The organism is Burkholderia sp. Bp9099 (genome assembly GCF_003857805.1).
Classification (GTDB): Bacteria; Pseudomonadota; Gammaproteobacteria; order Burkholderiales; family Burkholderiaceae; genus Burkholderia.
In genome coordinates, this window is sequence record NZ_QTPU01000046.1 from 25,569 (window position 1) to 48,449 (window position 22,881).

A 22,881-nucleotide genomic window follows, 5' to 3' on the forward strand; every position below is an offset into this window, starting at 1 on the left:
GCGATGGCGACGACGACGTACAGTCGCAAGTGCGGCCGGGGTGCAATGTCGCGGTGCGGTCGCCGGGAGGGCTTCATGACGCAGTCTCAGCATGTCAGGGTAATCGGTTTGCCGAACAGCAGGGAAGCCTACGCAATTCGCGATTTCCTGAAGCGCGGCGTGGTCGAGTACGCGTGGTGCGAACTGACGTCCGACACCGACTGCGTGCGCGAGCTGGGCATCGCGCCGCTGCGCGATGTCCGGTTGCCGGTCGTCGTCTTTCCGGACGGAACGTGCATGTACCAGCCGACGCTGCCGGAGATCGCCGCCAAGCTCGGCTGGGTCGCGCGGCCGCGCTTCATCGAGTATGACCTGTCGATCTACGGTGCCGGCCCGGCGGGCCTGTCGGCTGCCGTCTACGCGGCATCGGAAGGGTTGCGGGCCGTCGTGATCGAGCGCGATGCGGTCGGTGGACAGGCGGGGACGAGTTCGCTGATCGAGAACTACATGGGATTCCCGGACGGCATACCGGGCGCCGAGCTGGCCGAGCGTGCGCGCCAGCAGGCGGTCAAGTTCGGCGTCGAGCTGCTGATGATGCGCGAGGGCGTGCATGCGACGTTCGTCGACGGCAAGATTCGCGTCGACCTGGCCGACGGCTCGATTCTGACCGCGCGCGCAAATATCTGCGCGACCGGCATCGAATACCGCAGCCTCGGTCTGCCGGACGAACAGCGCTTTCTCAACGCGGGCCTGTTCTATGGCGCGGGATCGAGCGAGGCGCCGATGTGCGAGGGCAAGCACGTGTTCATCGTCGGCGGCGGAAATTCGGCCGGGCAGGCGGTGATGAACTTCGCACGGCACGCGCGTGAAGTCACGATGGTCGTGCGCGGCGCATCGCTCGCGGCAACGCTGTCGCGCTACCTGATCGACCGGATCGAGCGCATGCCGAACGTGACCGTCCGCTACGGCACGACCGTCGACGCGTTGCAGGGCGACGGCCGGCTCGAGGTGATCGTGCTGCGCACGGAAGACGGCGCGCGGGAAGTGCTGCCGGCCACGCACCTGTTCGTCTGCATCGGTGGTGCGCCGAACACCGAATGGGCGAGGGACACGAACATCATTCGCAACGAGAGCGGCTACCTGGTCACGGGCAGCGACCTCTACGACTGTCCTGCATTCGGGCGCGTGTGGCCGCTCGAGCGCCGGCCCTACTATCTCGAAACGAGCGTGCCGGGTTCGTTCGCGGCGGGCGACGTCCGGTCGGGCTCGGTCAAGCGGGTGGCGTCGGCGGTCGGCGAAGGGGCGATGGCCGTGACCTTCGTCCACCGCTTCCTGAGCGAGGATGCGCAGCGGCAGGGCGCAGCCTGAGCCGTGCGGCGCTGGCGCCGCGATGCGTTGGCCGCCGGTATCAGCCGCGCGTCGACACCGGCAGCCGGAACGTCATCACGGTACCGTGCCCGTCGCGCGGCGCCGCTTCGAGCGTGCCGCCATGCGCCTCGATGATCGAGCGGCAGATCGCGAGTCCCATTCCCATGCCGTGCGATTTCGTCGTGAAGAACGGATCGAAGATCCGGTTGGCGATGTCCGCAGCGATGCCGGCGCCGCGATCGGCGATGCGGACCACCGCATGGCCGTCGCTGACCTGCGACGCGATTTCGAATTCGCGCTGCGTGACGAGTCCGTCCATTGCGTCGAGTGCATTGGTGACGAGGTTGAGGATCACCTGCTGGATCTGGGTGCGGTCGGCCATCGCGCAGATGCCGTCGCAGTGCAGTTCGGTGCGCAGCACCACCTGCTTCGCGTCGATTTCCGTCTCGGTGAGACGCAGCATGTCGCGAATCAGGTCGTCGATCGCGACCGGCGCCAGCGCGGGCGGCGTTTGGCGCGCGAGCGATCGCAACGCGCGGACGATGTCGGCCGCGCGCACGCCGGATGCACGGATGTCGTCCAGGCTCGCGAGCGCCTCGCCGAGATCGGGTTGCGGGCCGCGCAACCAGCGCATGCCCGCGCCGGCGCTCGACACGATGCTCGTCAGCGGCTGATTGATCTCGTGCGCGATCGATGCGGCGAGTTCGCCCATCACCGTCATGTGCGCGGTGCGCGCGAGCTCGGTGCGCGCGTGCCGCAGCGCGGCCTCGGTCTCGACCCGGCGCGCGTTCTCGTCGATCAGTTCCGCGTAGAGCCGCGCGGATTCGAGCGCGTTGGCGGCCTGCGGCGCGAGCACTTCCAGCATCGCGATGCGCCGCGGCGAGAACACGCCGTTGCTCAGTGCATTCTCGAGATAAAGCACGCCGACCAGCGCGCCCTGTTTCAACAGCGGCAGGCAGAACAGCGAGCGCGTCGGGTGCGCGCGCAGGCTGTCGACGTGATCGGGCACGCCGTCGCGCTGCGCATTCGCGAGCACGATCGGCTTTCGCGTGCGCGCGACGGTGTTCAGGATCGACAGCGGCACATCCTGTTCGGTGGGTTCGCTGCGGGCGATATCGACGATCACGTCGCTGCCCGCGATGCGCGCCACCGCCTCGATGGTCAGCCGGTCGTGCCGGGTGAGCAGCAGCAGGCCATGGCGCGCGCCGGCATACACGAGCATGTTGCGCATCAGCGTCTGGATCAGGCGCCCGAGCACGATTTCTTCGGATAACGAATGGGCGGCGCGCATCGCGAGCGCGAAATCGAGATCTTCGCGCGCGGGCGCGGCCGGGCCGCCCGGCGACGGATCCATCACGAGGAACGGATGCTGCGCTTCCATCGCCCGCGTCTTGCCGGTCGCGCCCCAGCGCCGGTAGCACGCATGGGCGAGCCGCAACTGATGACGGGCCTGGCCGCCGAGCCCGAGCGACGCGGCATGCTGCGCGGCCCGCTCGTGCGCGAGCGCCTGTTCGTGCACGAAGCCGTGTTCCGCCGCGAGGCTGGCCGATGTTTCGTACTGCTGCATCGCGACCACGTGCTCGCCGCGCACGCACGCGAACTCGGCATCGATCAGCGCGAGCTTGTTGAGAAACGTTCCGGGATTTCGCTCGCTCCACACCGCGAAGCGGGCGCGCTGGGGCGCGAAGCGTTCGAGCATGCGTTCGGGCGGCGTTGCGCCGTCGTCGCATGCGATCCCGGCCAGCACGCTGAACAGGTGGAAATCGGCAAGCATGATGTGCGCGGGCGTCGACCATGCACTCGACGTAGCCGCATCGAGCGATGCGCGCGCCGTCGCGGCGTCGCCGAAGATGAAGGCCGCCTGGCCGGCGAGCACGTCGGTCCAGAACGCCAGGACCGACATCGGGGTCCGCGATGACGCACGGGCACGCCAGCTGCCGATCAGCCGGTCCTGGCCGAACTGCAGCGCATCGATGAATTCGGATTGTGTGGAGACGAGGTCGGTGATGTCGTCGTAGTGCGCGCCACGCGCGATCTCCAGCAGCGGGTCGATTTCGGCGCGGATCGCGGGCAGCGCCTCGCCCATCGACAACAGATCGCTGACGATGTGATTGCAGCTGTAGCACATCCATCGCAGCTCGGCGCTCGCATTGCCCGCGGCTTTCGCATCGCGTGCGCGTTCGAGTGCATAGGACAGCGGCTGGGTCCAGACGCTCACCTGGTCGAGCGCGATCAGCGTGGCGGAGCGATAGCGCTCGAAGCCGTGGCGATCGACCAGCGCGAGCGCGACCCTGGCGAATTCGAAGCCGTCTTCATACGCGCCGTGGTGCTCCGCGATGCTCACGCCGTACCACGCGAGCCCCTGCACCGACGCGGCGGTGACGCCGTGGCGCAGCGTCAGCCGCACCATCGTCGCGAAATGCAGCAGCATCAACCCGCCGCTCGGATAGAACATCGCGGCTTCGAGCGCGGTCAGCAGTGCCATCGTGGCTTCCACGCGCGTGTCGGTCATCACGGGCAGGTCGACCAGGTCGGCGATGGCGCGGCCGTCGAGCGCCGCGCGCACCGCATCGCAGGCCGCCGCGAGATCGGCCTCGACCGGCTCGGCGGGCAGTTCGACGCCGAGCAGCGCCAGCCCGGCCAGCGCGACGTCGATCGCTTGCCGGTAGTGCGCCTCCACCGTGAGCTGCGCGGCCTTCAGCCGATGCGCCTCGGCGCGGTCGGCGGGCGTGCGCGTACGTGCCATGAGCGTGTCGATCGCGTCGGACGCCTGTGCGGTTTCGCCGGTCGCGAGCAGCAGGCCGCTGCGCAGGATGCCGATCCGGCTGGCGAGGCCGTAGTGTTGCGACCAGGCATGCGGGCCGAGCAGCGATTGCGCCGACGCAAGAAACGACAACGCACGATCGCGCGCGGCGGCCGTGGCCGCGGCCTCCGCGGCGTCGGCGAGCGCACCCGCGTATGCGAGCGCGAGCGTGTCGTCGAGCGGCACGCCTTGCGCCAGTTCGATCTGGGCGGCGAGCGCCAGCAAGGAGTCGGGTGACGGCGGGTTCGCGCGCGCGAGCATCGCGGCGGCGATCCGGGCGTGGCGCAGCGCGCGCTCCGGGCGCCCCGTGAGTGCGTAGACGGCCTCGAGGATGCGGTCGTGAGCGAAGCGCCAGCGGTCGCCGGAGAGCGACACGAGACCCATCCGGCGCGCCGGGTCCAGCCAGAAGCGGAGTTCGGCCAGCGTTTTGTCGGCGGCCGCGCGCAACAGCGCTTCGTCGATGTCGATGCCGATACAGGCCATCAGCGCCAGCAGCGTTCTCGTTTCGTGCGGCAAGCGCTGCATCCGGACCGCGAGCAGGCTCACGACGTTCTCGGTCTCGTGGCGCGCCTCGATGTCGTCCGCATTCCATTGCCACGCTTGCCGCACCGGATCGTAGCCGAGCAGCTGCTCGTCGATCAGCGTGCGCAGCAGCTGCTGGATGTAGAACGGATTGCCGCCCGTCCTGCGATGAACGATGTCGCCGAGCCCGGACAAGCGGGCCGGCGCCTCGCCGAGCATGCCGGCGAGCATCCGCGTGACGTCGGGCGTATCGAGCGGTGCCAGCGTCAGCGACGCGACGCGGGCGCGATCGAGCTGCTCGCGCAGGTGCCGGAACGCCGGCGCGTCGTCATGCGGCGGCCCGCTCCGATAGCTGGCGACGATGCAGACATGGGCCGGCGGATCGAGCGCGATCGATGCGAGGAACGCGAGCGTCGCTTCGTCGGCCCACTGGATGTCGTCCAGTGTCATGACGAGCGGCTCGCCCGGCGCCGCGAACGCGCGGAATGCATTCACGACGATCTGGCACAGATGGAATTCGGGAATCGCATCGGTAGGGTCGAACGCGACGGGCTCGACGTCGAGCAGCCACCCGGTTTCCGGGAAGATCGCCGCAAGAAGACTGGCCTGCCGACCCACGCAGTCGCGCAGCCGCGCGGCGATCGCCGCGATTTCGTCGTCGCGCCTCGCCAGCGCACTGCCGAACAGCGTGCGCAGCGCCTGCAGCACGGGCGCATACGGCCGCGCGGGCTGGAACCGGTCGACCGTGGCCGACGCGAACCAGGCGGTGCGCGACGCGGCGCGCGCATGACGCACGAAGTGTTCGGCGAGCGCGGTCTTGCCGACGCCGGCCGGTCCGCCGACCAGCACGAGGGCCGACTCGCCGGTGCGCGTGACGCTCTCCAGGATCCCCTCGAGCAGATGAATTTCCACGTCTCGGCCGACCGGCAGGTCGAGCGTGTGCAGACCGGCGAACGGATCGCAGCCGCCGAGCGCGAAGGGCTCGACGCGCCCCGCGGCGAGCCAGTCGTGCAGGATCCGTTCGAGATCGTGCTGCACCGCTTCACAGGACGGGTAGCGATCGGCGGGTTCCTTGGCGATCAGCTTCAGGATCAGATCGTTCAGGATGGCGGGCACGTCGCCGCGAAACGCCGTGGGCGGCGACGGTTTGATCGCGACGTGCGCGTGGACCCAGTCGGACGTCGACGCGGCCTTGTAAGGCATCGCGCCCGTCAGCAGGCGGAACAGCGTGATGCCGAACGCGTACAGGTCGGCGCGCTCGTCGACGCACGCGCCTGCCGAGACTTCCGGCGCGGCGTACGCGGCGAAATCCGTGCGCATCGTGCGGTCCGCCGCCTGTTTCGTCGCGCGCTCCCGGGCATGGGCGAACGAGCGGAGCATGACGGTGCCGTCCGCTGCGATGACGAAACTGGCCGGCTGGAGATCGCCGTGCAGCCAGCCGCGCCGATGCAGTTCCCCGAGCGTGCGGGCGGCGCCGATCGCCGTTTCGAGAAAGGCGTCGAGCGGCAGCCGGACGTCGGTCAGCGTGTCGAACGCACGCACGTCCAGGCGCGGATGAACGAGCACCGGGCCGTCGGCCGCGCGGATCAGCGCCACCGGCAAGAGCGCCCAGGCCGGGTCCAGGATCCCGTTCAACGCATGTTCCTGCTCGAACTGCCGGCAGCGCTGGTCGAATTCCCAGCCGGTCTGGCACGCCGGCCACACGCGCCCCGTCGCGCGGTCGGTCAGGTCGAAGGTCAGGACGTCGCCCGAGCGCACCACGTTCGACAGGCGGGCACGCGCGAGCCATTCGGCATCCATTCGGTTCGTGTCGTCCGGGTTACGCAAGGGCTGATTCACGGTGGGGCGGCGGGCTGGGTGGAGGAGGTGGAAGCGGCTCGCGATGCGGGATCGGCCGGGCTCGGTCGCGCGCGTTCGGGCCGCGACCCGTGCATTGTCCGACAGCCCGCGGGATTTTGCAGTACCCGCCGCGCCCTTGAGCCCGGGCGGCCGGCCGGGGCCGGACTTAAACCTATGGATAATATTCGCGGCGCCGGTTGCGACCTACGATACGGTCACGCCTTCCGGCATGCATCGGCATGGCCGGACGGGCAACCCAGGAGCGCGTCGCCTCGCGAGGCGGCGCGAGGTGGCAGGCAGCATAAGCGAGTGCGGATCATGTACACGTTCGGACGGGTGACGGTTTCCCTTGAATGCCGCGAAGTCTGTGTCGACGGGCAGCCCCGGTATATCGGCGCCCGGGCGTTCGAGATCCTCGAACTGCTGGTGAAGGCGGCCGGCCGGCTCGTGTCGAAGGACGAGATCATGCAGGCCGTGTGGCCGAACACGATCGTGGTCGAGAACAACATCCAGGTCCACGTCTCGACGCTGCGCAAGCTGTTCGGCGGCAAGCACGGGTGGATCCGGACCGAATCGGGCCGCGGCTACCGGCTCGCGCCGCCGGCCGACCATGCGCACGGCGATCGCCCGCCGCTCGCGTTCGACTCGGCAGGCAATGTCCGCGCGAGTGCTACGCCGCGCAAATGTCCGATGATTGGCCGGGAGCAGGAAGCGGCCGAGCTGCACGGGCTGCTCGAACGCGAGGCGCTCGTCACGCTGGTCGGTCCCGGCGGCGTCGGCAAGACGCATCTGGCGCTGGAAGTCGCGACGGCCTGGTCGATGGCGCACGCGATCGAGATGGTCCGGGTCGACCTGGCCGGCCTGCGGGCCGACGCGACCCTGGCGTGCGCGGTGCTGGACGCGTTCGACCTGCCGGGCGGCCCGGGCGCGGGTCCCGCCGACGTCGTCCAGGCGATCGGCGAGCAGCGCGTCGTGCTCGTGTTCGACAACGCCGAGCAGTACGTCGACGAACTGGCCGACCTGAGCGAAGCGATCGCGGACGCGAACCCTGGCGCGATACTCGTCGTGACGAGCCGGGAGCCGTTGCGGGTGGCGGGCGAGCGGGTCTATCGCGTCGGGCCGCTGTCGTTGCCGCCGGCCGGTGCGAACGCCGACGACATCGTCGCGAGCGGCGCGGTCCGGATGTTCCTGGCGCGCGCGCGCGCGATGGGTACGGATCTTCCGGCGGACGCGAAGACGCTCGACGCGATCGCAACCCTCTGCCGCCGCCTGAGCGGCCTGCCGCTCGCGCTCGAGCTCGGCGCGGCCCGTGTCGCGTCGCTCGGCATCCAGGGGCTGGCGGCGGATCTCGACAAGTCGGTGCTGTCGCTGTCCGGCGGCCTGCGCACGGCGCACCCGCGCCAGCAGACACTCAGGGCCACCATCGAGTGGAGCTATCGGCTGCTCGATGACATGGAGCGCACCGTGCTGTGCCGTCTCGCGGTGTTTCCGGATGCGTTCCGGCTCGACGCGGCCTGCGCGCTGGCCGCCTGCAACGAACTGGGTGCGGACGAGGTGCTGGACTGTCTCGTCAGCCTGGCGTCGAAATCGCTGCTGGTCGTTCATTCGGTCGGACTGTCGAAGCGCTACTCGCTGCTCGAGGTCGTGCGCGCGTATGCGCTCGAGAAACTGGCGGAATCGGGCGAAGCCGGGCGTCTCCACGCGCGCCGCGCGTCGTTTGCGGCCGATCCGCACGCGGACGCGCTGCAGCCGGCGCCGGCCGTGCCGGTCGCCGGATCGTGGGCGTGACAGCCGGGCTGCGCGGACCTGGCGCGCAGCGGCGGCGCCTGTCGATGCGGCATGAACCGCACGGCGCTCACCTCGATTGACACCATTTAGGTTTTTATTTCATGGCCCTTGTTTGCATCATCGATGACGATGCGTCGGTCCGAAAGAGTCTTGCCAGCCTGCTGAAATCGGCGGGCCATACCGCATTGCCGTTCGCGTCGGGCGAGGAATTTCTCGCGAGCGGCCCGCTGGACGACGCGGCGTGCGTGCTGCTCGACCTGAAGATGAAAGGGATGGGCGGTCTCGACGTCCAGCGCCTGCTGGTGCAGCGCAACGCGGCGCTGCCGGTCATCCTGATGTCGGCGCACGGCGACGACGAGTCGGTCCGCCGTGCGCTCGCGCAAGGCGCGGTCGCGTTCCTGCGCAAGCCGTTTCCATCGGACGACCTGCTCGACCTGATCGATCAGGTCGCATCCGGCACACCGCCCGCGTGAGCGGCGCGTCCGCCGTCATGCCGCGCGCGTCGGCGTGTCCGCCCGGACTTTTCTCGGTTTATCATTCGATAATGAAGCGGATGCCTACACGAGGAATGCGATGGCGAGCACGCCGGATATGACTTCGAACCGTCACCAGGGCGCGGGCGATCCCGCGCCGATCGTCTATGTGGTCGACGACGACGAAACGCTGCGGCGCGCGCTGAGCGCACTGTTGCGTTCGGCCGGGTTTCGCGTCGAGACGTTCGCGTCGTCGCGCGCGTTCCTCGCATTCGAGCGGCCCGACGTGCCGAGCTGCCTGATCCTCGACGTGCGCCTGGCCGACGAGAGCGGGCTCGCCGTCCAGGAGGAAGCGGTGCGCGCGGGCATGAACGTGCCGATCCTGTTCATGACGGGTTACGGCGACGTGGCCACCACCGTCAAGGCCATGAAGGGCGGCGCGCTCGATTTCCTGACGAAACCGTTCGACGACGACACGATGCTCGATGCCGTCGGCCGCGCGCTGGCCCGCGACGGCGAACGCCTCGCGCGCGAGCGTGCGCTGGATGCGGTGCGGCAGGCCTATGCGTCGTTGACGCCGCGCGAACGGGAAGTGATGAGCCAGGTGATCGCGGGCCTGATGAACAAGCAGATCGCGGCGAATCTCGGGCTGCAGGAAATCACGGTGAAGGTGCATCGTGCGCAGGTGATGAAGAAGATGCAGGTCCGCACGCTGCCGGATCTCGTGCGCCAGGCCGAAGCGCTCGGCGTGCGCCCGGCGGGGGCGGGTGGCAGAGCGGGTGACTGAGCGGGTGACCGTGCAACAACGCAAAAAACGTTAGGAAAGCTTAAGAGCGGCATGAAAGCGTCTGACGCCCGTCCGGCGAACGCGCGGCGCGCGTTCGTGCAGCGTCACAAGCGTCCGGCGCGACGTGCGTCGCCGGCCGACGCCGACGCCGACGCCGGCGGCGTCCATCCGCCGCCCAGCGCGCGCACCAGGCCGATCGTCGCGATGGCGAGCGACTGGCGGCTGTGAATCAGCTGGCGTTGCGCGCTCAGTGCATCGCGGTCCGCGTCGATCACCTCGAGATAGCTGACGTAGCCGTGCGCATAACGGCTCAGCGACAACCGCGCGGCCGCCTCGGTCGCGTGCGCCGCGCTGTCGTAGCGCGCGATCCGCTCCTTCTGCGCGGCGATGTCGTTGAGCGCGTCCTGAACCTCGCGCAGCGCGCCGAGCGCGGTCGCGCGATAGTTCGCGTCGGCGAGGTCCGCGCCGGCCGTCGCGGCGGCCACCGCGGCGTCGCGCTTGCCGCCGTCGAACAGCGTTTCGGCGACGCTCGCGCCGAGCCCCCACAGCGAACTGTTGCGATCGAGAAACGTGCCGAGATCGCGGCTCGCGAAACCACCCTGCGCGGTCAGCGTCAACGTCGGCAGCCATGCGGTGCGGGCGACGCCGATCTCGAGCGACGCCGCGTCGGCACGGCGCGCGGCCGCGTAGACGTCGGGCCGTTGCGCGAGCAGCGCGGACGGCAGCCCGGGCGGCACGTCCGGCACGCGCACGAGCGATGCGGTGGGCGCGACGGCGAATGTGGTCGGCGACACGCCGGTCAGCACGGCGAGCGCGTCGACGAGGTTCTCGCGCAGCCGGCGGCTGTCCGCGAGATCGGCGCGTGCCGTATCGAGATCGGCCGACGCGCGCAGCGCGTCGAGATCGCTCGCCGCGCCGGCCCGCACGCGCGCGGCGATCACGTCGAGCGCGGTGCGGCGCAGGTCGATCGCGCGTGCGAGCGTCGCGAGATCCTGTTCGACGAAATGGAGCGTCAGGTAGTCGGCCGCGACGTCGGTCGCCACGCGCAGGCGCACCGCCGCGCGATCCGCGTCGGCCTGCAGCACGTTCTGCCGGCCGATCTCGGCGTCGCCGCGCAGGCGGCCCCACAGATCGACTTCGTAGCTCGCGGTGAACGGCACCGACCAGTTGTGCATCGTGCGTTTCGGCAATGCGTTGTCGACCGTGCCCGACACGCGCGAGCGGCTGAACGACGGCGCGACACCGACGGTGGGCGCCAGCGCGGCTTCGCGCACGCCGAGCAGCGCCTGCGCCTGGTCGACGCGCGCCGCGGCGGCGCGAAGGTCGGGATTGCCGGCGAGCGCGGCGTCGACGAGCGTGACGAGCGGCGGCGCGCCGAACCATGAGGGCCACTCGGCGAGCGGCGCGGCGGGTGGGTTCGCCGCATCCGCATGGCGGAACGGGGCCGGTCCGACCGCTACGGGCGCAAGCGGCCGCGGCGCGATCGTGCATGCGCTCAGCAGGCAGGCCGCGAACACGGCGGCGAACGGGGCGGCGATGCGGATCATGGCTGCGCGCGCTCGGGTTGCAGCGTGACGACGACCGACAGGCCGGGCCGGATGCGCGGCTCGGTCACTGCCTGCCCGTCGAGCAGGATCTTCACGGGCACCCGCTGCGTGACCTTCGTGAAGTTGCCGGTCGCGTTGTCGGGCGGCAGCAGCGAAAACTGCCCGCCGGTCGCGGGCGACAGGCTGTCGACGTGGCCGCTGAAGGTCCGCTCCGGCAGCGCGTCGAAGCGCAATTGCACGGCGTCGCCGGTGCGCACGTGCCGCAGTTGGGTTTCGCGGAAGTTCGCGACCACCCACGGGTGCGGCTCGACGAGCGTGAGCAGCGCCTGGCCGGGCGCGACGTGCTCGCCGGTCTCGACGGTCTTCTTGCCGACATAACCGTCAGACGGCGCGACGACGGTCGTGTATTGCAACTGGAGTTCCGCGTCGCGCAATTCGGCGTCGTTCTGGTTCGACACGGCGGCCGCCGCCTGCCACGCGGCCTGCGCGCTGCGCCATTGCGCGTCGGCCGCGTCGATGCGCGCGCGGGCGGACTTGCGGGCCGCGTTGGCCGCATCGAATTCCTGCTGCGACAGCCCGCGCGGCGTTTCGCGGGTCAGCTCGCGGGCCCGCGCGTAATCGAGCTCGGCCTTCTCGGCATCCGCATGCGCCGACACGCGCGTCGCGTCGGCCTGCTCGACCAGCGCCTTCGCGCGGCTCGCATCGGCGTGGGCCTGCGCGACGCGCGCCCGCTGCAGCGCGACGCGCACGTCGAAATCGCGCGGGTCGAGCCGCACGAGCGGCTCGCCCGCATGCACGAACCGGTTGTCGTCCACCAGCACGCGCTCGACCGTGCCGGCCACGCGCGGCGAGATCACGTGCAGATGGCCGGTCACGTACGCGTCGTCGGTGCCGCGTTCGTGCGCATCGTATTCGTAGACCAGCAGCGCGACGAGCAGCAGCGCGCCGGCGGCGATCAGCACGACCGGCCACTTGCGCGAACGCGCGGCGGGAACGGACGGCGAGTCCGGCGGGTTCGGGGTCATGGTCGGGATACTCCATCGTACGGACGACTTTCTTCGTATCGCGCTATGCTTGCGCGAGCCTCATATGCGGGAGCCGCTCGACGATGAACACCACGTTCGCCCCCGGTGGCGCGACACCGGGGCCAGCCGCCGCGCCGGCCGCCGACATACCGACGTTTCGCTCGATCGCCGCGATCGCGTCCGTGCTGCTGGGCGCGATCATCGCGACGCTGACGTCGCGCATCACGTCGCTCGGGCTCGCCGACGTGCGCGGCGCGCTCGGCGTGGGGTTCGACGAAGGCGCGTGGATCAACACGGCGTTCACCGCGTCGCAGATGTTCGTCGGCCCGCTCGCGATCGCGGCGGCCTTCGTGTTCGGCACGCGCCGCGTGCTGCTGGCGGGCGCCTCGGTGTTTCTCGTCGTCGAAACCGTGCTGCCGCTGTGCACGAACTTCGGCACCTTCATCGCGTTCCAGAGCCTCGCCGGCTTCGCGTCCGGCGTGTTCGTGCCGCTGACCGTCGGGTTCGTCGTCCGCACGCTGCCGCCGCGGCTGATCCCGTTCGGCATCGCCGCGTATGCGATGAACCTCGAGATGTCGCTGAACCTGTCCGCGACGCTCGAAGGCTGGTACAGCGAACACCTGAGCTGGCGCTGGCTGTTCTGGCAGAACGCGCTGCTGACGGTGCCGTTCATCGTCTGCCTGTTGCTGTCGCTGTCGAACGAGCCGGTCAAGCGTTTCGTGTCCGGCATCGACACGCGCGGCATGCTGCTCGGCGCCGGCGGGTTCGCGTGCCTGTGCATCGCGCTCGACCAGGGCGAACGGCTGTTCTGGTTCCAGTCGCCGCTGATCGTCGCGCTGCTGTGCATCGGCATCCTGATGATTGCCGCATTCCTGATCCACGAACTCACGTCCCGGCAGGCCGGGCTCGATCTCGGCTACCTCGCGCTGCCCAACGTCGCGTTGCTGATCCTGCTCGTCGGTCTCGTGCGCTTCACCGTGCTCAACACGAGCTTCATTCCGTCGGTGTTTCTCGCGAGCACCTACGGGCTTCGCCCGCTGCAGATCGGCGATACGCTGCGCTGGATCGCGATTCCGCAACTGCTGTTCGCGCCGTGCGTCGCGTGGCTGCTGCAGCGCGTCGATCCGCGCCGGCTGATCGTGGCCGGTTTCCTGATGGTGGCGGTCGCGTTCGCGCTCGGCGCGCGTCTCACGCCCGCGTGGGCCGAGCCGGACTTCATCCCGTCGCAACTGCTCCAGGCGCTGGGGCAGACGATGGCGCTCACGTCGGTCATCTTCTTCTTCGGCAAGCATGTGACGGCCGAGCACGCGCTGACGTTCGGCGCCGTCGTGCAGACGACGCGCCTGCTGAGCGGGCAGCTCGGCACGACGTCGATCGCGGTGATCCAGCGCATCATGGAGGCTACCCATTCGAATCTCGTCGGTCTGCATGTCACGCTGTCTGATCCGCAAACGCTCGCGCGGCTGCGGGCTGGCGCGGCGTCGCTCGTGTCGCACGGCGCCACCTTCGCCACGGGCGACCAGGCGACCTATGCGCTGCTCGACCGGGCGGTCCGGGTCCAGGCGACCACGCTCGCGCTCGCGGACAATTTCCGGGTCGCGATGGCGTTCGCCGTCGCGGGGGTGTTGATCGGCATCCTGCTCAGGCCGGCGCGCGCGCCGTCGCCATGAGCCCCCGGCATCGCGCAGCGACGATCTTAGCGATCGCGCTCCCCGCGACGGAATCGCGTCGGCCTGAAAATTCCTGAATCTTCCTGAACGGCGCGCCGGCGCCAGGGCCGCGCGCGCCGTGCCGCAGCGCTTACGCCTTCAGGAACGCGAGCAGTTCGGCATTGATCAGGTCGGCATTGACGACGCACATCCCGTGCGCGCCGCCGGGGATCACCTTCAGCTGCGCGTGCTTCACGATCTTCGCGGACAGGCGCGCCGAATCGTCGATCGGCACGATCTGGTCGTCGTCGCCGTGCAGGATCAGCGTCGGCACGTCGATCTTCTTCAGGTCCTCGGTGTAGTCGACCTCGGAGAATTCCCTGACGCACTGGTACTGGCCGTACGCGCCGCCCATCATGCCCTGCGCCCAGAACGCGTCGATCGTGCCTTGCGACACCTTGACGTTCGGCCGGTTGAAGCCGAAGAACGGCACCGCGAGATCCTTGTAGAACTGCGAACGGTTCTCGGCGACGTTCTTGCGGATGCCGTCGAACACGTCCATCGGCAGGCCGCCAGGATTCGACGCCGATTTCACCATCTGCGGCGGCACCGCGCCGATCAGCACGGCCTTCGCCACGCGCTTCGTGCCGTGCCGGCCGATGTAGTGCGCGACTTCGCCGCCGCCGGTGGAATGGCCGACGAGCGTGGCCTCGCGCAGGTCGAGCGCATTCATCAGCGCAGCCAGGTCGTCGGCATACGTGTCCATGTCGTTGCCCTGCGACGGCTGGCTCGAGCGGCCGTGACCGCGCCGGTCGTGCGCGATCACGCGGTAGCCGTGCTGCACGAGGAACAGCATCTGCGCGTCCCACGCATCGGCGCACAGCGGCCAGCCGTGCGAGAACACGACCGGACGGCCGCTGCCCCAGTCCTTGAAGTAAATCTGCGTACCGTCTTTGGTGGTGATCGTGTTCATCGCATGGGCTCCTTGATGGGCGGAAGCGGCGTGTTTGGGGGCGGCGGCGGCGGCGGCCGGCAGCGCGGCGGCGGCAACGGCGGTCGCGCCGGCCAGCAGCATGTCTCGGCGGCGCGCCGAGGGAATGGCGTCGTGATCTGCGGGACGCATGAGGACTCCTTGAACGTGCGGTGCAATGGTGCCGCGTTGGATTTGAAGGGTTTCGGATCTGCCCGCGAGCGGCGCTCGCGCGGGCAGCCGGCGCGTTCGCGTTCGCGCGCCGGCAGGCACGCAAGGGCACGAACGAACGCCGACAGGAGGCTATCCCGCGACCGCGCGGCGCGTACTGAAATCGTGCTGAATTGTCGTGAACGCGGCCGCCGCGCGCCGCGCGAGCGCACCCGCCAGAAAAATTAAGCCCGGCGTAAAGACTCTTCAGCGGCGGCCCGTTATCGTCGGCATCAGGTCATCCCGTCGCGGATCTTGCCGGTTCGCGGCGGCGGATGACGCATCGCGATGCGTGCGGGTGCGAGACATCCGGCCCGTCGCCACTTGCCCGGATACGCCGCCATGGACGCCTTCAATCGCTGGGAACACGTGATGACGCTGCTCGACCCGTCGGCCGCCGCGCGCCGCCACGCGCCGCCGCCACTTCGCGACCCGGACGCCGCGTGCCGTCGCCATCGCGACGAAGTGCCGGCCGCGTCGAGCGACGGCATGCGCCGCCGGTGCGCGATCGTCGCGGCCGAGCGGCAGACCGATTCGTCGGTCCTGATATCGTGGAGCGATCCCACGCGCTTTCGCTACGACGAGCAGCGCTGGATCAGCGCCAAGTCGCGCGGCCTCGGACGCTGCGCGCTGACCGGCATCACGATCCGTGCCGGCGATGCGATCTACAAGCCGCAATGGCGCGGCGCGAAGCGCCCGGCGAACTATCGGGACGTGATCCTCACGTCCGAGCTGAACCGCTTCATCGCCAGGCTGTCGCGGTCATGACGCGGCACCCCGCGCGCCGTCCGTCGGCACCGGCCGGCGGCCGCCTGATCACCACCGAGGAATCCGCATGAGCACGTTCACGACACGCGACGGCGTTTCGATTCACTACAAGGACTGGGGCGCCGGCCGCCCGGTCGTGTTCATTCACGGCTGGCCGCTGAATGCGGACATGTGGGACGTCCAGATGCATCATCTCGCGTCGCACGGCATGCGCTGCATCGCCTACGACCGGCGCGGCTTCGGCCGCTCCGGCCAGCCGTGGACGGGTTACGACTACGACACGCTGGCCGACGATCTCGCGACGCTGATCGAGACGCTCGGGCTGCGCGACGTGACGCTCGTCGGCTTTTCGATGGGCGGCGGCGAGGTGGCGCGCTACATCGGCCGGCACGGTACGCGGCACATCGCGAAAGCCGTGCTGATCGGCGCGGTGACGCCGCTGGTCGCGCGCCGCGACGATCATCCCGACGGTGTCGACGTTGCCGTGTTCGACGGCATTCGCTCGGGCATCGTCGCGGATCGCGCGGCGTTCCTCGAAAACTTCTGGCCGCTGTTCACCGGTTCGAACCGGCCCGCGTCGACGATCTCGCGCGCGGCGCTCGACTGGACCACGTTCATGGCGTTGCAGGCCGGGTTGAAGGGCACGCTCGATTGCGTCGGGGCGTTTTCCGAAACCGATTTCAGGGCGGATCTCGACCGGTTCGACGTGCCGACGCTCGTGATTCACGGCGACGACGACCAGACGGTGCCGCTCGCGCTGACGGGCGCCGCGACCGCGAAGCGCGTGCCGCGCGCGACGCTGAGTGTCTACGAGGGCGGGCCGCACGCGCTGTATCTGACGCACGCGCAACGCCTGAACGACGAACTGCTGGCGTTCGTCCGCGCGTGATGCGGCGGCGGAGCGACGCGGCGCGGCGGACACGGCCGGCCGCTCGCGCTCACTCCGCCCATTTCGACCCGAGCACCAGGCCGCAGAAATTCGTCCGACGATAGTCCGGGTCGCAGCGCTCGAGCACGTCGGCGACGACGTTGCCGAACGCGATTTCGGGGCGATGCGCGGTGCCCGCGGCGTATGCCTCGAGGAACGGCGCCTTGAAGCGTGGGCTCCGCCCGTGGCCACGCCTGCACGATCTCGTCGCGTTTTGGCGTGTTTTGGCGCGGCCCACCTCGTCGAAACGCAGCACAAAGAGATCCGCTTCGACCCCGCGCCGAGTAATGCCGTCGGTGGTGTCATGTACGGATGAATGCCGACAGCCGCGTGCAGCGCAATCGCGCGCCATACCGCGGCCCCGTCTTCGGCGGCGACGCCGTGTCCGCCGGGAAAGAGAAACGCGTGCGTGACGTTCGCGCCGTCGCTTTCGTCGCGCCGGCGCCTGTGCCGCTGGCCTTCCGTCGGCCCGATGCGATGGAACAACGCGGCGGCGTACAGCAATTCGGCATCGAATGCGATGCCGCGGCGCATACCGATGATCGATGCAAATGCGAACACGCGCATCGCATGCAGGAACAAAAGTTTTTTCCCGCAACCTCGGCGCAATTCATTCAAATCGCCACGGCAAGTGATTCGTGCAAAAGCAAATCAGGAATGGCGGCGCTTTTATCACACCAAACGGGTTCATTGGTGAATCGCTGTTTCGCCTGTTGCCGGCGCCGGAAGCCGTGATGCGCGGCGCTGGACGAGGTGCAGCGCGAATACCGGCCTGCGGCGGCCATTCGCGGTTGTCGTCGATTCAAAAAATTTGCTCTTTGGCTTCTAATAATTTGAATCAATGGATGCTTAAAATGCCGTAGCATCTGCATCACCGGTGTCATTTCCGACAGGGCATCGATGAATGGAAAGCGATTAAGAATTCAAATGATCCGGATTGGAACACTTCACGTTTTCCTCGACAGGCGTGAAATTCGCTCGAACGGCAAACTGCTGCGAATCGGCAGTCGCGCATTCGAAATTCTCGAACTCCTGATTCGGGCGAACGGTGCGTTGGTATCGAAAGACGAGATCATGCAGCGCGTGTGGCCGCACACGGTCGTGGAGGAAAACAACCTGCAGGTGCATGTCGCCGCGTTGCGCAAGGCGCTCGCCGACAACCGGAACCTGATCATCACGGTGCCGGGGCGCGGCTACCGGCTGGTCGGCGGGCAAGCGCAGGCACAGGCGCCGGCCGCGGCGCCCGTGCGTCCCGCGACATCGCGGCTGGCGCCCGCGCCGACCGCACTCATCGGCCGCGAGCAGACGGTTGCGGACGTCCTCGCGGCGCTCGACACCGCGCGCGTCGTGACGCTGGTCGGTGCGGGCGGCATCGGCAAGACGCGGGTGGCGCTCGAAGCGGCCATGCGGGCCGAAGCGCGCTTTCCGGATGGCGCCGCGTTCGTATCGCTGGCCACGGTGGCGTGCCCGCACTTCGTGCCCGACGCGCTGGCCGGCGCGTTCGGCCTCGTGCACCCGGCCGGGTCGCTGACGCTCGAAGCCGTGCTCGCCAGCGTCGCGCATCGGCGGATGTTGCTCGTGCTCGACAATTGCGAACACCTGCTCGATGCCGCCGCGCGGATCGCGACCGCGCTCACCGAGTCGGATGCCGGTTTGTGCGTCCTGGCGACCAGCCGCGAGGCGCTGCGGATCCAGGGCGAGCGGCTGTGTCCGGTTCCGCCGCTCGAGGTACCCGCCGAGGGCGCGGACGAACGCGAGACCGCGGGCGCGAGCGCGGTGCAGCTGTTCTCGGCGCGCGCCCGCGCCGCCGACCCGCGCTTTCCGCTCGACGAACGCTGCCTGGCGCTGATGGCGTCGGTCTGCCGGCGTCTCGATGGGCTGCCGCTCGCGATCGAGCTGGCCGCGGCCCGCGCAGCCGTGCTCGGCATCGACGTGCTGGCCGCGCATCTCGACGACCATTTCCGGCTGCTGACCGGCGGCTTTCGCACGGCGTTGCCGCGTCATCAGACACTGCAGGCGATGTACGACTGGAGCTACCGCCTGCTCGACGACGCGGAGCGCCTGCTGCTGCGCTGGCTCGGCGTGTTCCGCGACAGCTTCTCGATCGACGCGGTGCGCGACATCGTCGGAACGAAGGGGCTCGTCGACACGGCGCTGCTCGACGCGATCGCGGGCCTTGTGTCGAAATCGCTGCTGAGCCTCGAGAGCGCGCATGGCGCGCCGCGCTACCGGCTGTTGACGACGACGCGCGCGTACGCGCTGCAGCAGCTCGAGACCAACGGCGAATGCGCGGCCGCGGCGCTCGCGCACGCGCGCTACTTCCTGGCGCTGTTCCGGCGTGCGCCCGGTAGCGACGACGGGCAGCTCGCCGAATCGCGGCTCGACGTGATCCGGCGCGAACTCGGCAATCTACGCGCGGCGCTCGACTGGGCGTTTTCACCGAACGGCGACGCGCGGGTCGGCATCGCGCTGGCCGCGGTCGCGGTGCCCTGCCTGTTCGACCTGTCGCTCGTGGACGAGTGTCGCGAACGGGCGCGCGCGGCGCTCGACGCGATGCGCGATCTCGACGACACGCCCGCGTGCGCCGACGCGCGCGTGCGGCTGCTGGCCGCGTATGCGGCCGCGCTCGCGCACACGTCGGGGCCGACGCAGATCGCGCACGACGCATGGTCGGCGGTGCACGCGCTCGGGTTCGAGTCGGGCGAGGCCGAACTGCCGCCGCGCGACGCGTAGCGCGGCGCGCCGACCGCGCATTCAGAACGTTTCAGGCCGAACACAGGACCCGGCCGGCCGGCGCGTCTACATTGCATGCGCGGGGACTGTCCGCTCATCGCTGTCGCGACGCCACCGACTGCCGGCGCAGGGTCCCCGCCCGTCGCGAAGCACGCCCTCAGCCCATTCCAGCATGCCGAACCTGTCCGTCACGGTCGCTTACGGCGCGCCGATCGTTCTTGCCGACCTGATCGCCTGGCGGCTGCTCGGGCGCGGTCGTTCGACGACGAAAGCCGTGTGGCGCTGCGCATCGTTCGCAGCGTTGACCTACGTGCTGTTCTCGACCGGCGTGAGCCCGCTCGCGGTGCCGGCGTCGCCCGACCGGTTCGACCGGCTCGCGATCCAGGTGATCGGCGTCGCATGGTGGCTGCAGTGCGCGCTGGTGTTCAGCCTGATGCTCGATCATCTGCTGCTGCCGCGCGCATGGCGCAACCAGCGGCTGTTCCACGACATCGCCGCGGGCGCCGTGTTCGGTGCGGCCGCCGTCGCCGCGCTGGGCTACGTGCTGGGGCTGCCGCTCAGCGGCGTGGTCGCGACGTCGGGGGCGGTCGCCGTCATCCTCGGGCTCGCGGTCCAGAACACGCTGAACGACGTGTTCTCGGGCCTGGTGCTGAATACCACGCAGCCGTTTCGTCTCGGCGACACGGTGGCGATGGGCGCGCTGGAAGGGCGCGTCGTCGAAAGCAACTGGCGCGCGACCAAGCTGATCGACAGCCTCGGCAACCTGGTCGTCGTGCCGAACAGCGTCGCGGCCAAGGCGGCGATCGTCAACCTGAGCGAACCGGCGAACGTGTACGGCGTGACGCTGACGATCGAGCTCGACCCGCAAGCGCGGCCCGCGGTCGTCGTCGATGCGCTCGCGCATGCCGCGGCCAGTTCGCTGGACGTGCTCGCCAGCCCGGCGCCGATCCCGGTTGTCAAGGCGTTCAGGACCAACTCGATCGAATACGAACTCGTCTGTTACGTCGACTCGCTGCAGAAAAAGATCGACGTCCGCAACCGGCTCTACGATCTGGCCCACCGGCATCTGGCTGCCGCGGACGTCGCGCTGCGCCCGCTGACGGGCGCGCCGGCGGCATCCGGTCCGGCGTCGCGCGGGCAACGCCTGCTGCGCGCGGTCGAGCTGTTCAGGCAGCTCGACGACGCGGACCTGGCGATACTGGCCGATGCGCTCGCGTCACGCGTGTTCAACAAGGGCGAGGTGATCTACGCGTCGAACTCCGACGCGCGCCTGCTGACGATCGTCGCGGCCGGCGTCGCGGCGGTGTTCGTGCCCGGCGCGACGGGCGACACGGAAGTCAGGCGGATGGCGCCCGGCGACGCGATCGGCCAGTCCGTCGTGCTCGCCGGCACGCAGCTGCATGCGAGCGTCTACGCGGTAACGGCCGTGACGGCCTATCAGCTGAGCAGTCGCGACCTGTCACCGCTGATCGCGAGGAAGCCTGAACTGGGGCGGCTGATGTGCGAATCGCTCACCGAGCACATCGCGACCGAGGAGAAGATGAGGATGCCGCCGGCCGCGAGCGCGCATGCGTCGTTCAGCCTGATCGAGTGGCTCGAGAAGGAGATGAAGCGCCTGCACGATTCGTTCGGCTGACGCGGCGGGCGGCGGGTAAGGGTGGGTCGCGGCCGCGAAGAGAGCGGGCTCAGGCGAGCGCGGTGAACCGGTCGACGAGGTCCGGGCGGTCGAGTTGTTCGACCCACCAGTGCAGCGCGCGTCCGGCCTCGTCGCCGCGCCACGCGAGGTAGCACTGGGTCGTGTCGCGCATGCCGGTCACCTGGCGTGCGACCAGCTTGCCTTGCGCGATCGCGCGTGCCGCGATGCAGTCGGGGAGCGTGCCCACCGCGAGTCCTTCGCACTGCGCGGCCAGTTTGGCGGCGAGGGTGGGGACGGCGAGATACGGCTGCCCCGCGTCGATGGCGACCGAACGCGGCGGCAGCTCGCGGGACGTATCGGAGATCGCCGCGCCGCGATGGGCGACGACCGATGCCAGCGACAGCGGTTCCGGCAGCGCCGCGAGCGGGTGGGTGGGGGCGACGGCGAACACGTGCCTGAGCGTGCCGATCGGCCGTGCCACGATGTCGGGCAGCTCGGGCGGTTCGCCCGTGGCGCCGACGACGAGATCCGCGCGGCGCGAAATCAGCGCATCCCAGGTGCCGCCGAGCACTTCGGTGGACAGTCGCAGCCGCGTGTCCATCTCGAGACCATAGAACGTGTGCACGTACGGCCACATCGCCTCGAACGGCAGGATCTCGTCGACACAGATCCGGACCTCGGTTTCCCAGCCCTGCTGCGCACGCTGCGCCTTGCGTTCGAGCTGTTCGGCGGCATGCAGCAGCCGGCGGCCCTCTTCGACGACCACGCGCCCCGCGTGCGTGAGTTTCGCGCGGCGTCCGCTACGGTCGAACAGCGCGACGTCGAGGTCGCTTTCGAGCTTTTGTACGAGGTAAGTCAGCGCGGACGGCACGCGGTGCAGCAGCTCGGCGGCTTCGGCGAACGTGCCGGTGCGGTCGATTGCGTCCAGTGCTTCGAGCGCTTCGAATGACAGCTTCATGGCGAATTCCACGGAGGGACGTCGGGCTGCCATGTTAGCGTCAAGCGCCGCTCGATCCAATACCGTTCAGGACGATCCATCGCGCGGCCAGGCGGCGGGACGCAACGGCATGGCGCGGGCCAGGCCGCGTGGCACCACCGTGATCGAAGGAACACGACGGAGTGGCGATGCCCGCGGACGGGCATGGCTGCATCCGATCAACGGGCGTGCGTCACGTCGGCGTCACGTCGGCGTCGAATCGCGGCGCGTTGCGGCGGTGTCGGGTGCGTGGGCACCGGGCAGCGCACCGAACATGTGTTGGCTGCACTTCGCATCGCGCCACGCGGTGCCGAGCCGGATACCGCTGAACATCCGCCGCGCGACCGGCAGGATCTGTTCGCCGGCCAGGATGCCCAGCAGGCCGACGAGCGCGACGATCGGCGGCGCCGGCGACGGCACGCCGATCAGCGCATAGACGATACCGGCGAGGAGGCCGGCGAACAGCGAGGCGGTGTACGGTTTCATGGGATCCGGGTGAAATGGCGGCCGTGTAAAAAATACGGATAACTACCGATCTGGCGTCGCTTCGGCAGTCTGCGACCAGCCTATCAGGTCTTCGCGTTCACCATGGTTCGGTTCAACGAAATTCAGATCTTTTAAGCCTGAGCGTCGCGGCCCGCGCGAATCAGAATGATTAATTGGCGTGATCGGGAATTTGCGTATTGAATGATGCCGGCTGGCTGTCGAATCTCCCGGCACAGCGTATTGGCTGCCTCCCGCATGGGTCGGCGAGGCAGGCCGCATTTTTCTCCGCGTCAAAGGACATCACCGCCATGAGCAACCCGAAGCTTGAAGTACTCACTCCGCACAACAGCCAGCTGATCTTCATCGACCAGCAGCCGCAGATGGCGTTCGGCGT

At 69.3% G+C, this 22,881-nt stretch carries 17 protein-coding genes and 1 pseudogene; 11 read left to right on the forward strand and 7 right to left on the reverse strand.

From position 1 onward, the window contains the following. Positions 1 to 75: 75 nt before the first annotated feature. Positions 76 to 1,347 carry an NAD(P)/FAD-dependent oxidoreductase gene (locus DIE17_RS34285; RefSeq protein WP_124921732.1) on the forward strand — a complete coding sequence of 424 codons (1,272 nt, stop codon included), beginning with the start codon at positions 76 to 78 and terminating at the stop codon, positions 1,345 to 1,347. A 40-nt stretch (positions 1,348 to 1,387) separates the two neighbouring features. Here the strand turns inward: DIE17_RS34285 and DIE17_RS34290 are convergent, their stop codons facing one another. Beyond that, a complete protein-coding gene (locus DIE17_RS34290) occupies positions 1,388 to 6,472 on the reverse strand; it encodes an ATP-binding sensor histidine kinase (RefSeq protein ID WP_124921733.1) in 5,085 nt (1,694 codons plus the stop codon). A 357-nt stretch (positions 6,473 to 6,829) separates the two neighbouring features. Between DIE17_RS34290 and DIE17_RS34295 the strand changes: the two genes are divergently transcribed. The 3 genes from DIE17_RS34295 to DIE17_RS34305 all read left to right on the forward strand — a co-directional run bounded on the left by DIE17_RS34295 (position 6,830) and on the right by DIE17_RS34305 (position 9,559). Continuing rightward, on the forward strand, positions 6,830 to 8,299 hold the full coding sequence (locus tag DIE17_RS34295) for an ATP-binding protein (RefSeq protein WP_185733778.1): 1,470 nt from the start codon (positions 6,830 to 6,832) through the stop codon (positions 8,297 to 8,299). Between the two features lie 101 nt (positions 8,300 to 8,400). Beyond that, positions 8,401 to 8,772 carry a response regulator transcription factor gene (locus DIE17_RS34300; protein ID WP_124921735.1) on the forward strand — a complete coding sequence of 124 codons (372 nt, stop codon included), beginning with the start codon at positions 8,401 to 8,403 and terminating at the stop codon, positions 8,770 to 8,772. A 118-nt stretch (positions 8,773 to 8,890) separates the two neighbouring features. Beyond that, a complete protein-coding gene (locus tag DIE17_RS34305) occupies positions 8,891 to 9,559 on the forward strand; it encodes a response regulator transcription factor (RefSeq protein ID WP_260426280.1) in 669 nt (222 codons plus the stop codon). 104 nt (positions 9,560 to 9,663) lie between these two features. Here the strand turns inward: DIE17_RS34305 and DIE17_RS34310 are convergent, their stop codons facing one another. Further along, positions 9,664 to 11,106, reverse strand: coding sequence for an efflux transporter outer membrane subunit (locus DIE17_RS34310; protein ID WP_124892606.1), 1,443 nt, complete (start codon positions 11,104 to 11,106; stop codon positions 9,664 to 9,666). Next, a complete protein-coding gene (locus tag DIE17_RS34315) occupies positions 11,103 to 12,131 on the reverse strand; it encodes an HlyD family secretion protein (RefSeq protein WP_124488012.1) in 1,029 nt (342 codons plus the stop codon). The genes DIE17_RS34310 and DIE17_RS34315 overlap by 4 nt, the downstream gene beginning before the upstream one ends. A gap of 83 nt (positions 12,132 to 12,214) precedes the next feature. Between DIE17_RS34315 and DIE17_RS34320 the strand changes: the two genes are divergently transcribed. Next, positions 12,215 to 13,801 (forward strand): MFS transporter, encoded by a 1,587-nt coding sequence (locus DIE17_RS34320; RefSeq protein WP_044847121.1) that lies wholly within the window; start codon positions 12,215 to 12,217, stop codon positions 13,799 to 13,801. Positions 13,802 to 13,931: 130 nt separating this feature from the next. Here the strand turns inward: DIE17_RS34320 and DIE17_RS34325 are convergent, their stop codons facing one another. Further along, a complete protein-coding gene (locus tag DIE17_RS34325) occupies positions 13,932 to 14,753 on the reverse strand; it encodes an alpha/beta fold hydrolase (protein WP_185735420.1) in 822 nt (273 codons plus the stop codon). Between the two features lie 549 nt (positions 14,754 to 15,302). Between DIE17_RS34325 and DIE17_RS34330 the strand changes: the two genes are divergently transcribed. Together DIE17_RS34330 and DIE17_RS34335 are read left to right on the forward strand one after the other, a co-directional pair. Beyond that, complete coding sequence (locus DIE17_RS34330; RefSeq protein ID WP_124646356.1) at positions 15,303 to 15,728, forward strand: DUF3331 domain-containing protein; 426 nt, start codon at positions 15,303 to 15,305, stop codon at positions 15,726 to 15,728. 67 nt (positions 15,729 to 15,795) lie between these two features. Then, the gene (locus DIE17_RS34335; protein WP_124892600.1) at positions 15,796 to 16,617 is read left to right on the forward strand and encodes an alpha/beta fold hydrolase; all 822 of its coding nucleotides are present in this window, start codon (positions 15,796 to 15,798) and stop codon (positions 16,615 to 16,617) included. A gap of 49 nt (positions 16,618 to 16,666) precedes the next feature. On the opposite strand, the gene DIE17_RS34340 is transcribed toward DIE17_RS34335, so the two are convergent. Continuing rightward, on the reverse strand, positions 16,667 to 16,912 hold the full coding sequence (locus DIE17_RS34340; RefSeq protein ID WP_124488007.1) for a hypothetical protein: 246 nt from the start codon (positions 16,910 to 16,912) through the stop codon (positions 16,667 to 16,669). 56 nt (positions 16,913 to 16,968) lie between these two features. Between DIE17_RS34340 and DIE17_RS34345 the strand changes: the two genes are divergently transcribed. From DIE17_RS34345 to DIE17_RS34355, 3 genes are all read left to right on the forward strand, one after another. Beyond that, the gene (locus DIE17_RS34345) at positions 16,969 to 17,391 is read left to right on the forward strand and encodes a hypothetical protein (protein WP_124521076.1); all 423 of its coding nucleotides are present in this window, start codon (positions 16,969 to 16,971) and stop codon (positions 17,389 to 17,391) included. 192 nt (positions 17,392 to 17,583) lie between these two features. Beyond that, the gene (locus tag DIE17_RS34350) at positions 17,584 to 19,389 is read left to right on the forward strand and encodes a winged helix-turn-helix domain-containing protein (protein WP_124921740.1); all 1,806 of its coding nucleotides are present in this window, start codon (positions 17,584 to 17,586) and stop codon (positions 19,387 to 19,389) included. 172 nt (positions 19,390 to 19,561) lie between these two features. Then, on the forward strand, positions 19,562 to 21,025 hold the full coding sequence (locus tag DIE17_RS34355; protein ID WP_124921737.1) for a mechanosensitive ion channel family protein: 1,464 nt from the start codon (positions 19,562 to 19,564) through the stop codon (positions 21,023 to 21,025). A gap of 49 nt (positions 21,026 to 21,074) precedes the next feature. On the opposite strand, the gene DIE17_RS34360 is transcribed toward DIE17_RS34355, so the two are convergent. Together DIE17_RS34360 and DIE17_RS34365 are read right to left on the reverse strand one after the other, a co-directional pair. Then, the gene (locus DIE17_RS34360) at positions 21,075 to 21,983 is read right to left on the reverse strand and encodes a LysR family transcriptional regulator (protein ID WP_124521072.1); all 909 of its coding nucleotides are present in this window, start codon (positions 21,981 to 21,983) and stop codon (positions 21,075 to 21,077) included. Positions 21,984 to 22,205: 222 nt separating this feature from the next. Continuing rightward, a complete protein-coding gene (locus DIE17_RS34365) occupies positions 22,206 to 22,487 on the reverse strand; it encodes a XapX domain-containing protein (protein WP_044847129.1) in 282 nt (93 codons plus the stop codon). A 197-nt stretch (positions 22,488 to 22,684) separates the two neighbouring features. Here DIE17_RS34365 and DIE17_RS38190 point away from each other — a divergent pair. Then, positions 22,685 to 22,881: pseudogene (locus DIE17_RS38190) on the forward strand (hypothetical protein); the annotation flags it as partial.